This is a genomic window from Melioribacter sulfuriphilus (genome assembly GCF_051488685.1).
Lineage (GTDB): Bacteria > Bacteroidota > Ignavibacteria > Ignavibacteriales > Melioribacteraceae > Melioribacter.
The window spans coordinates 217,062-233,141 of record NZ_JBPSEH010000004.1 but is presented as its reverse complement, the minus strand read 5'-3'; the positions used below and the strand labels follow the sequence as shown (position 1 = coordinate 233,141).

Genomic DNA, 16,080 nt, shown 5'->3' with positions numbered 1-16,080 from the left:
GCCTGCGGCAATTCTGTCGGCTCCGTTGTCGATAATATTTTTTACAGCCATTGGTTGATCAACAACACTACGCTCCCAACCTTCGCAGGTATTACCTTTGCAATAAAATTCTTGCAATGATTTTTCAACAAGTACTTCTGAAATTATTTTATCAAGAAGATTCGAGTCCATCTTAATTACCCATTATCTTTTGGTATGCTTCGAATGTATTGCGCAAAAGCATTGCACGCGTCATCAATCCAACTCCACCTGGAACAGGCGTAATATAAGAAGCCTTATCAAATACTTCCTCAAAGTCCACATCTCCGACAAGTCGGTATCCAGCTTTTGTAGTACTATCTTCAATTCTATTAATACCTACGTCGACTACAACCACACCTTCTTTCACCATAGAGGCTTTAATGAAATTCGGTTTTCCGATGGCAGCTATTAGAATATCTGCATCTTTTGTGTAACGCGAAAGATCCTCAGCAGCTGAGTGACACACGGTTACAATGGAATTAGCTCCCTTTTTCTTTTGCAACATCATGTTTGCTATCGGTTTCCCTACAATATTGCTTCTTCCTACCACAACGACATGTTTACCCTGGGTTTCAATCTGATAACGTCTTAATATCTCCATAATTCCGTAAGGAGTACACGGATAGAAAGTGTTTTTGCCAATAACAAGATTACCAACATTTTGAGGGTGAAAACCGTCAACATCTTTCAAAGGATCAATGGTTTCAATGACACGATTTTCGTCGATATGATCCGGCAAAGGCAATTGAACCAGGATACCGTGATATTCCGGCTCGTTATTATATTTCTTTATTAAATCGAGCAATTCTTTTTCGGTTGTATTTTCGGGCAACGACTCTACTTTCGATTTAATGCCTATCTCTTCGCAATCCCTGCTTTTCGAGGACACATAAACTTTCGATGCAGGATTTTCGCCCACTAAAATGGCAACCAGTCCTGGAACAGGTTTCCCTTCGGATTTCAGTTTTTGAATATTTTCTCTCAGTTCGGCTTTAATTTCAGAAGCTATTTTTTTACCATCTAATATAACGGCCATCGAATTACACTCGATTTATTTAAAATCTAATACGAAAATTATTCATTTCATCTCAAAGAGAAAAATAACAAGCAGAAAAATGAAAATTTAGTTTGTCGGCGCCATTTTGTTAAATTCAGGGATAAGGATCCTCTCTATTTCAACCGTCTTGCCTGTTATTGTATCAATCTTTAAGAACAGTCCGCACAGATGCACATTATCATTTGCCACCTGATATTTTTGTGGAGTCTGATAAAGGAAACGATTAATAGCAGCTTCAGTTTTCATACCGATTACGGAATCGTACGGACCAGTCATTCCGCAATCGGTAATATAACCGGTGCCGTTAGGAAAAATTCTTTCGTCAGCAGTTTGAATATGCGTGTGCGTACCGATCAAAGCAGATATTCTACCATCAAGAAAATTTACCATTGCAAGTTTTTCGGCTGTAGCTTCGGCATGAAAATCGACAATTATAACTTTTGTGGTACCTTCAAGTTTTGAAAGCACCCACTCGCTGGCTCTAAAGGGACAGTCGATAGGAGCCATAAATGCCCTGCCCTGTAAATTAATAACCGCTACTTTTCCTTTCTTAGTTTCAGCCACGTAATAACCATTTCCGTAAGTTCCTTTCGGATAGTTAAGAGGCCTTATTACGCGATTATCTTTCCGTAAATATTCCTGTGACTGATGTTTATCCCACGTGTGATTTCCGCCAGTTATCACATCAACACCAAGGTCAAAAAGTGTCCTGGCTTCCTTTTCGGTACACCCTTTTCCGTCTGATGCATTTTCACCGTTTACAATCGTAAGATCTGCTCGGTATTTTTTCTGAAGACTCGGCAACCACATCTGAACAATATCAAGTCCGGGCTGCCCAACTATATCTCCTATAAACAATATATTAATATTCATAATTTTCTTTTTTAATTTAAATTGTATTTAAGGTAACAAGTATAAAGAATTGTTCATTTATAACCAATGATTTTTTTATGAAATAGTAGAGCATAATTAAATTATTAATTAACATTGAAAACAAAACAATTAATAACAGTAAAGTTGCCCAATTAATGTATATAACAAAAATTCATCCTATAAATATCGGCAATCAAGAAAGCGGTATAAAAAGTTACTCTGATTGTAAGTACCTTACCATATTCCTACAATTGCTAAAGTTGGCAAATAGATATCCATAATCACAAAAAACGTCTTCCTGGATACTTCACCTTAATAATAATTTTTTTGCTTATTTATAACATGATGGTAATATAAATTTTCTCTGTGTATTTTAGTTAGTTAAATTACTATATAAAACTAACGAATTAACTATTAGGCTATTCTTTGATGTAACATGGAATTAACGGAAATAAAACTTGACAAAGCAGAATACTGTGTATTTGACTTCGAGACTACTGGAGCATCGGCACGTAACGAAAGAGCAATTGAAATCGGTATTGTAAAGATAAGAAACAAAAAAATTATTAATACATTTTCTTCTTACATAAATCCAGGCAAACAAATACCGCATTATATAACTCAACTAACCGGAATAAGTGATGAAGACGTATCAAATGCGCCGTACTTTGAAGATATTTATAACAAGATAGTCGAATTCTTCGGGGATTCTATATTGGTAGCCCACAATCTTAAGTTCGACTATTCCTTCTTGAAATTTGAATGCTTAAAAACTGGACTTGAACTGCCGGAAAACCCGGCCATTTGCACACTGGAATTGGCAAAGCGTATTTATCCTGAACTGCCGAGTAAAGCTCTCGGAAGCTTAACGCGCCATTTGAAAATTCGCCACAGAAATGTTCATACAGGATTAGGCGATGCTCTGGCAACGGCTAAAATATTAATTAAAATGTTCGACAGGCTTATAGAAGAGCACCATGTAGAAACAGTTTCGGAGCTGATAAGCTTCCAGAAATTTGCTCCCACCCGATCTTATAGAATCATAAAGAAAAGTCTTGCTGAGGACTACATTAAAATTCCTGAAACACCTGGCATCTATTTTTTCAAAGATACAAAGGACGACATTCTTTATATCGGGAAAGCCAAATCACTAAAAAAACGACTGTCCAATTATTTTGTAAACAATGCGCCGCGTAAAACAAAAAAAATTGTTACAAAAGCCAACAAAATCGATTTCCTGCGTACAAATACCGAACTAACTGCGTTATTAGCAGAAGCTGAACTAATTAAGGAACACAAACCAGCTTACAATAAATTATTGAAAAAATATTCCCGAAATTATTTTATAAGAGTGACTTCACAGGAGAGCTTTCCGGTTGTTGAAGTAACTACAAAATTCGATTTTGATGGAAATGATTATTACGGGCCCTATCCAAATCGCGATATTGCCGGATTACTAAAAGAAATAATCGACAAAACTTTCAGACTCAGAGAATGTAAAAACAAAGAGTTTTCAAAAAAAAGGAAATGCTACCTGTTCGACATCAAGAGATGCACTGCGCCATGTATCAACCCAGCCAACAATGAATATGATAATGAACTGGAACTGGTAGACGAGTTTTTGAGAGGAAAGAATCAGTCGGCGCTCGACAGGCTATTACAAAAAATGAAAACACTAAGCGAAGAAAAAAAATTCGAAGAGGCAGCTGAAATTCGTGATGTAATTAATCTAATTTTGAAACAATTACAAAAAGCCTCAATTCTAAATGAGCCGATTAATAAAGCAAAAACATTGATAGAAATAGCAGGTATAGAAAAAAACGACTATTTACTTCTACTGGAAGGTAAACTTGTAATACGGAATTTCATTTCCGAATCTGACAAATATTTTGACGAAATACTAAAAGACTATTTTGACGGTACTATAGAACTGTTCAAGGAAATAAAAGAGAAAGACCTCGAAAGGCTGAAAATCACTTTGAACTGGCTTATAAAAAACAGAGGGAAAATCAAGATTCACGATCTAAACCAGATTAATTCGTATAATGAATTAGCTTCTAAATTATTTTTTCCCGCGCGCGATTAAGTCCAGTTTAGAATGGAAAAACGCAACGTTAAAAATTTCTAAAACGTTCTGAATTTGAATAAGGAATTTTACACAATTAGTAAAATATTTATTAACAATATCCATAGAGGCAAAATAGTAGATAGATACATTAAAGTATCAATTTTTCATTATGGAGTTATGCATAAGAATTGCGAAAACAGAATTGATTGGCGAAGAATTTATTTGAGCCAATCTTTAATATCGATGAGAAAAGACTAATTAATTAGCAACAAATCTTCCAATTAAAATTTTCACCACATAAGCTGTAAACAGTATCAAAAAGCTATAAACCAGAATTGCCTTAAACGATTCGGACGTAATTACTATAGTGGATAAATAGCCCCTCCATCCACATTGACGGCAACGATAAATTTTAAAATAGGTTATCTTTTTAATGATCTGTTCAATCATATTTCTGGCTCTTGAGCGATGCAGTGTAAATTCAGCATTACATTTTGGACAGCGGGAATACTGCGGATCTTTGCTGATAAAAATTTTGTAGTACTTCAAATCTACCCCCTTTTAACCGAGATTTAATGAAAAAAATAGCCCTATAGAAACGCTCAGAACTAATATAAGAACTACAGCAATTGTAATAAAGAAAAATTTTGTGTCTTTTATTTTGTAAAAATAATAACATGAAAAGAGAACCCTCATAATAGGAGTTAATATCAGCACCAACGTGCCGAGATAGAAAAAAGGTGCTGGATCCAGAGCAAAAAATCTCGTAAAAAAATCTTTTAAGGAAACGATGTTAGCTACTGAGAAGAAATCTTTGGCATCACCTTTTATAACGACAATTATAATTCCGCATAGATAAAAGAAAACGGTAGTATAAATTCCGATTGATAATACACCTGAGATATACTTTTTTAAATTCATAAGCCATCACATCAAATTAAAACCGGTAGCCAGGCCGCGTATTATCATTCTTACAGATAAATACCCGGCAACAACTATAAAGAGAATTTTGATATATTTTGTCTGAATACGATTCATAACCATACTTCCGAGTGTAGCTCCTGTAATTGTGCCGAGCGCAACTGGAGCAACGATAAATGAGTTAACTGCACCGTTCAGGAAATACAAAACCGCGCTTGCCGAAGCCGTAATTCCAATCATAAATTTACTGGTGGCCACTGCTACTTTCATTGGCACTTTCATATAACTATTCATAACAGATACTTTTATGATACCCCCACCGATACCCAATAAACCTGATCCGACTCCAGCAAGCATCGATATAAATCCGCCTTTTATCGGATTTAATACTCTATATTCAACTGTTCTTTTTTCGGCGCGGTCGTAAAAAGTATCTTCGAAATCCACCAAAGATTTTTTAGATAGCTTGTAATTATTATCGAGCTTAATTGTCTTTTCTTCTCTGTTTTTAAAGGAATAAAAAGCCATAACGAAAACAAGCACACCGAAAATTACACTCAATATCCAGCCGTGAAGTATAAGCGCCAGAAAAGCTCCAACAAGTGCACCTGCCGTAGTGAAAATTTCAAGAAACATCCCCAGTTTTAGATTTGTTATTTCTTGCTCGACGTATCTGTTTGCGCCTGCAATGGAGGTTGCAATAACTGAAATAAGGCTTGCAGCAATTGCATAATGGACAGGAATGTTAAAAACCAGAGTTAATGCAGGAACTACAATTATACCTCCTCCAATTCCCACAAGAGCTCCCAGTAGACCTGCGCCAATGGCTATCAAATACATCAGAAATAGTTCAGTCAGCATGAGGGTGCAATAATTTTTTGTATAATTTATCGTTATTCAGAACGGAGAGCGCAGTGTTGAATTGTGTATCGTGTTTCAAAGACTCAATTATCCTGGCAACTCTTCCGTTGCTTCTTGCACGTAACTCTTCTCTAATCAATCCCGCTATTTCACTGCTGTATTTTTCAATTTGTTCATCAACTCTCGAGAGTTGATTTTTTTCTTCATTTTTCAAAATAGTAATAAGGTTTTCGGAAAGGTCTTCAGTTTTAGCCTTTGTTAACAATTCTCTAATCAAACGCAACGAGGGAGATTCATACTTGTAATTAATATTTGACAGATATTTCTTGAACTTATCGATAAGATATCTATCAGACAGCGATTCGAAATTGGCATTTACATTGTTGTTGAATAAATTAGTAGCGAAGCGGAAGAACAATCCTTCAGCCAGCAAATTTTGAATAAGGTCGGATTTAATTGAATTGTCCACTATCGAATCTGGCATTATTCCACCGCCTGAATAAACTTTTCTATTATTGTCCGTTTTGAAAATTGTTCCGTTCTTTTCTTTTCGGTTTTCGAGAAGAATTTTTTGATCACTATAGTTAATTTTTTGTATCGAGCGTCCGCTGGGAGTGTAGTAACGCGCAGTTGTTATTTTAAGAGAAGTATTAAAAGAGAGCGGAACTACAGTTTGGACCAGCCCTTTGCCAAATGAATTCTCACCAATTATAACAGCGCGGTCGTGATCTTGAAGTGCTCCGGCAACAATTTCGGAAGCAGAAGCTGAACCTTGATCGATCAGCACTGCCATTTTTACTCTGGAAGCAATTGGTTCTTCTTCCGAATAATACTTCTTAGTTTGAGATGTGTCCCTTCCCTCGACAGAAACTATCAAATCTCCCTTTTTCAAAAATTTTTCGCAAACTTCAATTGCAGCATTTAACAGTCCACCTGGATTACCTCTCAAATCGAGTACGATGCTTTTAATCTCTTTTTTTTCTCCAAGTTCGATTAGAGCTTTTTTTACTTCTTCTCCTGCAGTACGTGAAAAGCCACTCAATTTCAAGTAAACATTATTTGAATTCGCCGGATAAAATCCATAAAAAGATAAATTTTTTACTTCAATATCTTCTCTTACCAAATTGAACACTATAGGTTCACTTGAGCCTTCTCTGATTACCGTAACCGTAACGAATGTGCCTGGTTCGCCTTTGAGCAGTTCGCTCAAAGTTTCATAATTATCTTTCGATACTTCGACTGAATCGATTTTAATAATAACATCTCCAATTCTCATGCCCTGACGTTGTGCTGAATATCCTTCTATTAAATCAACAATGGTAATGTTATCGTTACGCAGTCCAACAGTTGCACCAATACCGCCGTAAGTGCCTTTAGTAATAATGTCGATATCTTTTTGATGAATATCATCAATAAAGTTCGTATACGGGTCGAGAGATTCAAGCATACCTTCAATTCCTGCTTGCATTAATTTTTCTGGGTCGATGGGATCAACGTAGTTGAGAGAAAGTTCTTTATAGACTCGTCCGAATATATCAATGCTTTTATTTATTTTGAAATAGATATCGTTGTCACTGCGGAAAAACCCGCTGAACAAAAATGCAATTAACAAAACAAAGAATAACTGTCGTTTAGTCTTCATGCTTCTACCCGAATATTCTTTTCAATTTCTTCAACGATTATTTTGTGTATCTCTTCAATTGAAAGTGTTCCGTCAATCTTTTTAAATCGCTTTTCTTTATTGGAAAGTCGAAGATAACCTTTTCTCACATTTTCATAAAATTCTCTTCGTGAAGTTTCGATTCTGTCGAGTTCGTGTTTTTTTACAACTGACATTCTTTTGAAAACCTCGTCGATTGGTAAATCGATAAAAAAAGTAAAATTCGGCACTGCTTTTCCGATGACAAAACTCTGTAATTTTTCGACAAAAGTTCGGGGCAAACCTCGACCGTATGATTGGTAGGCAATTGTGGAATCGTGAAATCGATCCGATATTACCCAGATATTATTTTCGAGAGCTGGTAAAATTTTTTCTTTTACCAATTGAGCCCTGCTTGCTGAAAAAAGTAATAATTCAGTTTCATCGAACATTCCACTGTTCTTTTTATCGAGAAGAATGGAACGGATGCTCTCGGATATTTCTGTACCACCGGGTTCTCTTATTACCAGTACTTTTTCTTTTTTATTTTCCAGATATTTTTTTAACAATTTAACTTGAGTTGACTTGCCACAAAAGTCAAGACCTTCGAAAGTAATGAACATAAAATTATCTCTCTCTGATAATATATTTTAATTTAGACGGGGATGTACCAACTAACTCCATATACTTCGGAATAACGACACGTGGAGTAATCATTTCTTCATCATCTCTGATTGCATCTCTGTAATCGGCAAATACCATGATGTTTTCTTTTGATAGTTGCCCGAGCTTATTAAGTCCGCCTCTCAATATCACACTAACTTTTACAGGAAATACCAACAACTCTTTGTCAGGTGGAGTATTGATAACCTTCACTGGAATTTCTTTTAATTCAAGCTCAATTATTTTTTCCACATCGACTTTAAAACTGCATTTATCTATAGAGTAGTCAACGCCCTTATTTTGAAGCAGTTTAACTTCGCCTTCTAAGGATTCATTTACATTATCAAATTTAATCGAATCTGTTTTTACAGATTCAATATTCCTCAGAATCGACTTAGGTCCCGAGATTATAACCGAATCCGGTATAAGAATTATCTCTGAGGCAAGCCCGAAACCAGGAGCAAAATTTAATTTGAGATTTTTCTCAATAGGCACTTTTTTCGTCACTCGATCATCAATTCTCAGTCTAATTTCAGAAGGAATTATTTCAACTACCGAGACAGCAGAACCGATCCACGGATTGTTTTCAAATTCATTTTTCAGATTAATCGTGTGCCTCCCTCTGTTGTTAGGGGATGAAACATAGAATTTATGTTCGCCGCTCAAGCAGACTTTAGCCAGTTCCCATCCTTTGCCTTTTAAACGAATGTAGACGGATTTATTTGAAAGTAACACAGGTGCATGTTTTTGTGAATGTTTTAAAAATTCAATTGAAGCATTAATAGTGCAGACATAATCTTCCGATAGGGCGATGGAACCCCATAGCACAATTGAAATAATTATTACGGAAATAATCGGTAAAAGTCTATTCTTCATGGTTTAAATATAAAAAAAGGCTTTATCAAAAGCCTTTTACATAAATAATTTTGAGACTACAGTTAGCTTCTGAGGCTATCAAACAATTCAATAAGAGTTTCCCTATTGGCTTTCGAAATTTCTCTCCCTTTTATAGGAAAATTCGGGAAAGCACGAGCTAACCTTCTGAGCTTATGTACATTTAATTTAGATAATTCTTCGAGTGGTGGAACCACTGTTATCTCGCCGCTACTGAAGAAATTGTCTTCTTCCAATTCCTCGTTCTCAAGTTCTTTTATTGCCTCATGCTTTAGCGATGCCAGGTGATTATCAATTTTATTTGGCTCTTCGGAATTTTCCTGGATTGGTTGTTCGGTATTATTTCTTTGCTTTTCGATTTTATTTTCGTGATCGGGTATTAACAATTTGTCGATTTGCTCATCTGGCCTTGGGATTACATGAACCGATACTAACTCTCCTACACGTTGTGCTGCGGCTGCTCCTGCATCTACGGCGGCTTTAACAGCAGCAACTTCCCCAATAATTTCTATTGTAACAAGTCCGGCTTTTACTTTTTCTTTACGGAGTAATTTTACATTAGCTGCCTTGAGTATAGCATCGGCAGCTTCGATTGCTGCTACCAAGCCCCTGGTTTCAATTAATCCTAAAGCCAGTTGCATCTTTCAATTACTTTGGACGTTTGGGAAGGATCAATTCAACATCTGTATGAGGACGAGGAATAACGTGAACAGAAACCAATTCACCAACACGTTGTGCAGCTGCAGCACCAGCGTCTGTAGCAGCTTTGACGGCTCCAACATCACCACGAACCATAACGGTTACATAGCCGCCGCCAATGGTTTCTTTCCCGATTAATTCCACTTTAGCAGCTTTGACCATTGCATCTGCTGCCTCGATGGCTCCTACCAATCCTTTGGTTTCGATCATGCCAAGTGCATCAAGTGTCATATGAGGGCTCCATATTGTGTTTAAATTTTGATGTCAAAATAGCTTATATAACTAAAAATGTCAATTTGATTTTTTCCGGAGATAATCTTCAAGCAGAATTGCTGCGGCATTTTTATCGATCAGACCTTTATCTCTCCTCTTTTTCTTCGTAGGCACGCTTTCGATTATTCTCCTTTGTGCAATGTGCGATGTGTATCTTTCGTCTACGAATTCAATTTCAATACCGCATGCATTTTGAAGTTTCTGAGAAAAATCTTTTACTATTAGCGAGACTTTAGATTCTTCCCCGCTTTCTTTCAGTGGATTACCGATAATAATTTTTGTTACGTTATATTCGTCGATCAGTTTCAATATGTTGGTGATCAAATTGGCATCGTTGTCGAGAGTAGTAACGGGATAGGCAAAGATATTCAGCGGATCTGTTACAGCCACACCCACACGTTTTTCGCCGTAATCGAGCGACAATATACGGGATTCTGTTACAGACATATCATTGATTTTCGGCATCGAACCGCTCAACAGAGTAGACGCCCTTATTTTTTTTGAGTCGTTCAATCAATTTATTAAGGTGATTAAGATCCTTTACATAAACTGTTATAGTACCTTTAAACATTGAATCCGCAGTGGTAAAATTGACAGATTTTATATTTGTGTTTTCAAAAGTAGTAATGCTGTTGGAAATATCTTTCAGTACACCGGGCATATCTTCGCCCTTAATAATAATGCCTGCCACAAAGTAAGAACCATCAGTTTTGGGCCAGTTAACAGGTACAACTCTCTCTTCGTTGTTTTTTAACATATTGATGAGATTCTTACAATCTTTACGATGAACTTTAATTCCTTCGCCGATGGTCACATAACCAATTATTGGATCGCCAGGTATTGGGTTGCAACATTTTGCATAACTTATTGACAGTCCTTTCTGCTCGCCTTCAACCACCACACCACCGGCAGTATGACGCGCCATGTCTACAAAACGATCGAATTCAAGTTCACTGCTTTCTTTCTGGCTTTCTTGTGTTTGTAAATTTAGAGCTGTATTCAATAAATGGTCGAGGTCAATATGGTTCGAAGCAATAGCTTTATAAAAACTTTTTACATTTTCAAATTTCAGCTTTTTTGAAAGTTTAACAATATCGTCAGGGGTTAAGGTAAGTTTATATTTTTTTACTTTCTTCTCGAATATATCTTTACCGTTTTCAATTAATCGCTCTTCTTCTTTATTTAAATATTTGCGAATGTGACTTTTTGCTTTGTGAGTTTTTACGAACTGCAGCCAGCTCTTATTGGGATGTTGATTTTTGGAAGTGATAATTTCAACCTGGTCGCCGCTGTGTAATATTGTGTTCAAAGGAACAATTTTGCCGTTAACTTTGGCACCAATACAATGATTACCAATGTTACTGTGAATTTCATAAGCGAAATCGACCGGAGTGGAATTAATGGGCAACCTTTTAAGTTCACCTTTTGGAGTAAAAACGTAAATTTCATCCTGGTAAAGATTAAGTTTGAAACTGGCAAGTATTTCTTTTGTAGCTTCATCTTTTGAAGCATTTTCAAAAATATCTCTTACCCAGCTAACCCATTCTTCGAGTTCTTTATCTGTACTCGTAATATTTTCTTTATATTTCCAGTGCGCTGCCACACCTCGTTCAGCAATTTCATGCATCTTGCGCGTTCTAATTTGAACTTCGACAAGTTTTCCTTCGGGACCGATAACAGTAGTATGAATCGATTGATAATTGTTTTTTTTCGGTATCGAAATAAAATCCTTAAAACGATCCGGTATCGGTTTGAAAAGTTCGTTGACAATTCCCAGCACAAGATAACAATTGTTCTTATCGTCGCTTTCCAGAATTATTCGTATAGCAAGTTTATCGTAAATTTGTTCGAATGGTAGATTTTGAGTAACCATCTTTCTGTAGATACTGTAAAGATGTTTGGGCCGTCCACTGATTTCGAATTTTAGATTATATTCTTTCAGTTTTTCGGACACTGGTTTAATAACTTTGTTGAGGAAAGCTTCTCTTTCTTTACGAGTGTCGGATATTTTTTGGGCTATACTGTCGTATGCTTCTCTATTGAGATACTTAAAAGCGAGGTCTTCCATTTCCCATTTAATGGCGCCGAGACCGAATCGATGGGCAAAAGGAGCATAGATTTCGAGCGTTTCTTTTGCAATTCGTCGTTGTTTTTGAGGACTGACAAATTCAAGAGTTCGCATATTATGGAGGCGGTCGGCAAATTTAACAAGTATGACGCGCACATCCTTAACCATCGAAAGCAAAAGTTTACGGTAATTTTCGGCTTTTATTATCTCCTGCTCTTTAAACACGCCGCCAATTTTGGTTACACCATCGACAATTTCGGCAACTTCCTGCCCGAACTCTTTTTCAATAAATTCGATATTAATTCCTGAATCTTCTACGACGTCGTGTAACAATGCGCTTACGATTGAGATGTCGTCGAGTGGAATTTCTCTGGCAAGAATCATTGCCACTTCATAAGGATGATTGAAATACGGTTCACCGGAAGCTCGGAAGTCGTTTTTATGCGACTCGTAGCTTAAATGAAATGCTTTTTCAATCAGAGCTTCGTTAACGACTCTTAAATTTTTACGGCATACTTCAAGAAGCTCGTCAAGCATTTTTTTATGTTTAATACCGATTACCGTTTCCATGTTGAGCTAATTTTTATTGAAATTAAGCGAAAATATTTGAAAAAAACAATTGTCACGAATTTATACACCTTTGCAGCAAAATAAGTTCTTCAGAAGGTGCCAAACGTTCTATCTCCTGCGTCACCCAAACCGGGGACAATATAACCGACTTCATTTAATTCTCTATCGAGAGCGGCTGTAAAAATTTTAACATCGGGGTGCTCTTCTTCCATTTTTTTGACTCCCTCCGGCGCTGCTATCAGACATGCAAGGTAAGCTTCACCTGCATTTCGTTCTTTCAAATATTTAAATGCCGCTGTGGCACTTCCACCTGTTGCGAGCATTGGATCAAGCACAATGGTAATCGAAGTTGCAATCTCCTTCGGTGTTTTATAATAATAATCTTCCGGCATTAAGGTTTTTTCGTTCCGCTGCAATCCTATATGCCCCACTTTAGCGTCGGGTATCATATCCAGAAACGAATTGACCATACTGAGTCCTGCACGCAACACCGGTATAAGAACAACCTGTTTTTGTAATTTATAACCCGTAGTAGTCTCCAGCGGGGTAACAACTTTTATTTCGTCAAGTTGAAAATTTTTAGATATCTCAATTGCGATCGAATAAGAAATTCTATCCAGCGCCGCTCGGAAGTTAGGAGGGTCTGTATCTTTATTACGCAAAATTGTTATATCTCTTTTTACAAGTGGATTATCCACTATAGTAAGATTTTTCATTTTCTTGCCTCGTTTGCTTTTCTTCCCAAAATCGACAATAAATTTATGAATGGTGATAACGGTGGGGTGTAATTGTAATCGACATCGCTCAATTTAAAGACCGGTATTTTATTGTTTATAAAGACTGATATGATATCCGCATGACCTGCAACTTCCTTTCCACCCACGAACTGCGCACCGAGAATATTTCCGGTATATTTCTCGAATAAAATTTTTCCGAATCCATTTCTGCTGTCTGGCATAATCTTTACGAGATTAGGAGCTGTAGCGTAAACGGAATTGAAATTAAGATTATATTTGCGAGCCGTTGTGCAACTGATTCCAACTGTCGCAATGTAATAATCAAAAATTTTCAAAGTAACATTCGGGACAACACTACGTACAATAGCATTACCGCCGGCTGCATTTTCACCAGCGATATGACCGTAATCTCTGGCAATTGTTGCCAGCGGAATATAATCGTATCTATTTGTAATCCGATTTTTCACTTCGATATTATCACCTGCGGCAAAAATATTTGGATCGGACGTTTTGCATCGAGAATCAATTTTCAGCCCACCGTATTCGCCTATCATTAAGCCGGCAGCTATGGCTAAGTCGTTATTCGGTTTTACACCCGCTGTTAGCAACACTAAATCGATCTCGATATTCCAGCCCTGATATTTTATGGCTTTAATCCAATTGTCTTTGATGATTGGTTCAATACCAGCAGCCTCCCCATAAAATTCTATCTTGTTCTCTTTTAGAACTTCGTTTATAATATTTCCAATTTCCACACCTGAGTTTGGCAACGGTAAATTTTCTCTTTCAAAGAGTTTGACTGAAAAACCTTTCTTTCTGAAAGCTTCAGCTGCTTCCAGACCGATGTACCCAGCTCCTATTACAGCAACATTTCTAATTTGATCATTTTTATGCAGGAAGGTATCCAGCTTTATTAAGTCGGAAACGCTTTTTAATGTAAAGAGATTATCTAACGATTTGTCAAATTTTGGAATGTAAACAGGTTTTGAACCCGTAGTCAATATTAATTTATCGTATGGATATTCAATCTTTTGATTTGTTATTTTATTTAAGACTGAGACTATTTTATTACGTCTGTCGATTTTTTCCACGTGATGGTTAACATAAACTTTAACACCTTTTTTTTGTTCGAAACTTTCGGAATCAAAAAGAATTAATTCCCTGGCATCTGAAATTTCGCCTGAGAGTGCATACGGTATTTCACAGGTTCCTGTTGAGATGAAAGGACCGGCTTCGAATAAAACAACATTTGAATTGGGGTCTATTCTTTTAGCTTTTGCTGCTGCCGCTGGACCTGCTGCATTGCCACCAACAATAATTATATTTTTGGGTGAATACAAAACATAACCCACAAATTATTTCAAATAAATATAATCAATTCCGATGTGTTTTGGGTAGGTTGTGGTAATTTATTATTTGTCTTTTATACTGATAGTGATCGGTACACCTTCGAAACCGAAATGTTTTCTTATAAGCCTTTCAAGAAAGCGTTTATAATTTTCCGGCACATACTTATGTTCGTTTGCAAAGAAAAGGAAAATCGGGTAATGTTCGCCTACCTGAGTTATATATTTTATTTTTACTTCTTTGCCAGTAGGAGTGGCAGGTGGTGGAGTTTTTTGAATTTCCGGCAGTAGCGTTTCGTTTAAATGGTTCGTGGGAATTTTTTTCTTTCTTTCTTCGTGAATTTTAAGAGCCAGGTCTATTAGTTTAAAAATCCTTTGTTTGGTAAGAGCAGAAATTGTAATGATTGGCACATAATCGAGCGTGGCAAGTTCTCTTCGAACAGCATCTTCAAAAATCTTAGCAGTATTGGTATCCTTTTCAATTAAGTCCCATTTGTTGATGGCAATAATCAAACCTTTACGTCGACGTACTGCTTCCTGGATAATCCTTTGGTCCTGATTTTCAATGCCAACTTGGGCATCGATAAGCAAAACGGCAACGTCACTGTTCCAGAGAGCTTTGAAAGTACGAACGTTCGAAAAGAATTCCACGTTTTCTTTAATCTTCGATTTTCTTCTTAAACCAGCTGTATCGACAAGGATGATTTCCTGTCCGTAGTATTTCATAACCGAGTCGACACTATCTCTGGTGGTACCAGGAATATCGGTAACGATTGAGCGGTTGTAACCCAATAAAGAATTTACAAGGGACGATTTACCGACATTTGGTCTACCGATAATCGAAAGTCTCAAGCGAGGGTCGGGCTTTTCCGATACATTCGTAAAATCGAGGCTTTCGATCAGATCGTCGAGTAGATCGCCCAGGTTTCGTCCATTGATGGCGGATATATCGTAAATTTTTTCGATACCTAAACGGTAAAAGTCGTTTTTAATAATTTCAAGTTCGGGACTGTCAGCCTTATTGACTAACAGAAAGTTTGGTTTGGTAAACTTGCGAAGATTCTGAGCAATTTCAATATCGAGAGGAGTAAGGCCGCTCTTACCGTCTACGACGAAAAAAATTGCATCGGCTTCCTGGAAAGCAATTTCTACCTGTTCTTTTATAGCAGCTTCAAAAAGGTCTTGAGAATTTGGCACCAGTCCACCCGTGTCGATTACACGAAATTTTTTGCCGTTCCATTCTGCCTCGCCGTAGATACGATCGCGCGTAACGCCGGGTGCATCGTCCACAATTGAAGTTTTGCTTCGTGTCAATCTGTTAAAAAGTGTTGACTTGCCAACGTTCGGTCGGCCAACTATTACAACAACGGGTTCATTCATATCATCTTAT

Annotated in this window: 16 protein-coding genes; 1 reads left to right on the top strand and 15 read right to left on the bottom strand. The window is 36.9% G+C overall.

Going from position 1 to position 16,080, the window contains the following annotated elements; translation table 11 throughout:
- Positions 1–172: 172 nt before the first annotated feature.
- Both folD and ACSSV9_RS07470 read right to left on the bottom strand, forming a co-directional pair.
- Positions 173–1,057: a bifunctional methylenetetrahydrofolate dehydrogenase/methenyltetrahydrofolate cyclohydrolase FolD gene (gene folD / locus ACSSV9_RS07475; protein WP_437346620.1), complete on the bottom strand. Its 885-nt coding sequence runs from the start codon at positions 1,055–1,057 to the stop codon at positions 173–175.
- An 87-nt stretch (positions 1,058–1,144) separates the two neighbouring features.
- The gene (locus ACSSV9_RS07470) at positions 1,145–1,951 is read right to left on the bottom strand and encodes a TIGR00282 family metallophosphoesterase (RefSeq protein ID WP_437346619.1); all 807 of its coding nucleotides are present in this window, start codon (positions 1,949–1,951) and stop codon (positions 1,145–1,147) included.
- Between the two features lie 436 nt (positions 1,952–2,387).
- Between ACSSV9_RS07470 and ACSSV9_RS07465 the strand changes: the two genes are divergently transcribed.
- A complete protein-coding gene (locus ACSSV9_RS07465; RefSeq protein WP_437346618.1) occupies positions 2,388–4,037 on the top strand; it encodes an exonuclease domain-containing protein in 1,650 nt (549 codons plus the stop codon).
- Between the two features lie 240 nt (positions 4,038–4,277).
- On the opposite strand, the gene ACSSV9_RS07460 is transcribed toward ACSSV9_RS07465, so the two are convergent.
- The 13 genes from ACSSV9_RS07460 to der form a co-directional block, all read right to left on the bottom strand.
- A complete protein-coding gene (locus ACSSV9_RS07460) occupies positions 4,278–4,568 on the bottom strand; it encodes a hypothetical protein (RefSeq protein ID WP_437346617.1) in 291 nt (96 codons plus the stop codon).
- Positions 4,569–4,580: 12 nt separating this feature from the next.
- On the bottom strand, positions 4,581–4,940 hold the full coding sequence (locus ACSSV9_RS07455; protein WP_437346616.1) for a DUF1634 domain-containing protein: 360 nt from the start codon (positions 4,938–4,940) through the stop codon (positions 4,581–4,583).
- A 6-nt stretch (positions 4,941–4,946) separates the two neighbouring features.
- Positions 4,947–5,801 carry a sulfite exporter TauE/SafE family protein gene (locus ACSSV9_RS07450; RefSeq protein WP_437346615.1) on the bottom strand — a complete coding sequence of 285 codons (855 nt, stop codon included), beginning with the start codon at positions 5,799–5,801 and terminating at the stop codon, positions 4,947–4,949.
- Complete coding sequence (locus ACSSV9_RS07445; RefSeq protein WP_437346614.1) at positions 5,791–7,443, bottom strand: S41 family peptidase; 1,653 nt, start codon at positions 7,441–7,443, stop codon at positions 5,791–5,793. The genes ACSSV9_RS07450 and ACSSV9_RS07445 overlap by 11 nt, the downstream gene beginning before the upstream one ends.
- Positions 7,440–8,063, bottom strand: coding sequence for a dTMP kinase (gene tmk / locus ACSSV9_RS07440; protein WP_437346613.1), 624 nt, complete (start codon positions 8,061–8,063; stop codon positions 7,440–7,442). The genes ACSSV9_RS07445 and tmk overlap by 4 nt, the downstream gene beginning before the upstream one ends.
- A gap of 4 nt (positions 8,064–8,067) precedes the next feature.
- Positions 8,068–8,979 (bottom strand): CdaR family protein, encoded by a 912-nt coding sequence (locus ACSSV9_RS07435; RefSeq protein ID WP_437346612.1) that lies wholly within the window; start codon positions 8,977–8,979, stop codon positions 8,068–8,070.
- A gap of 62 nt (positions 8,980–9,041) precedes the next feature.
- Complete coding sequence (locus ACSSV9_RS07430; protein ID WP_437346611.1) at positions 9,042–9,638, bottom strand: BMC domain-containing protein; 597 nt, start codon at positions 9,636–9,638, stop codon at positions 9,042–9,044.
- 7 nt (positions 9,639–9,645) lie between these two features.
- Complete coding sequence (gene eutM, locus ACSSV9_RS07425) at positions 9,646–9,927, bottom strand: ethanolamine utilization microcompartment protein EutM (RefSeq protein WP_437346610.1); 282 nt, start codon at positions 9,925–9,927, stop codon at positions 9,646–9,648.
- A gap of 60 nt (positions 9,928–9,987) precedes the next feature.
- Positions 9,988–10,434, bottom strand: coding sequence for a Holliday junction resolvase RuvX (ruvX, locus tag ACSSV9_RS07420; protein ID WP_437346609.1), 447 nt, complete (start codon positions 10,432–10,434; stop codon positions 9,988–9,990).
- Positions 10,418–12,607: a RelA/SpoT family protein gene (locus tag ACSSV9_RS07415; protein ID WP_437346608.1), complete on the bottom strand. Its 2,190-nt coding sequence runs from the start codon at positions 12,605–12,607 to the stop codon at positions 10,418–10,420. The genes ruvX and ACSSV9_RS07415 overlap by 17 nt, the downstream gene beginning before the upstream one ends.
- An 89-nt stretch (positions 12,608–12,696) precedes the next feature.
- Positions 12,697–13,323: a uracil phosphoribosyltransferase gene (gene upp / locus ACSSV9_RS07410; protein ID WP_437346607.1), complete on the bottom strand. Its 627-nt coding sequence runs from the start codon at positions 13,321–13,323 to the stop codon at positions 12,697–12,699.
- A complete protein-coding gene (locus tag ACSSV9_RS07405; RefSeq protein ID WP_437346606.1) occupies positions 13,320–14,696 on the bottom strand; it encodes an FAD-dependent oxidoreductase in 1,377 nt (458 codons plus the stop codon). The genes upp and ACSSV9_RS07405 overlap by 4 nt, the downstream gene beginning before the upstream one ends.
- A gap of 60 nt (positions 14,697–14,756) precedes the next feature.
- Positions 14,757–16,070 (bottom strand): ribosome biogenesis GTPase Der, encoded by a 1,314-nt coding sequence (gene der, locus ACSSV9_RS07400; protein WP_437346605.1) that lies wholly within the window; start codon positions 16,068–16,070, stop codon positions 14,757–14,759.
- Positions 16,071–16,080: the final 10 nt, after the last annotated feature.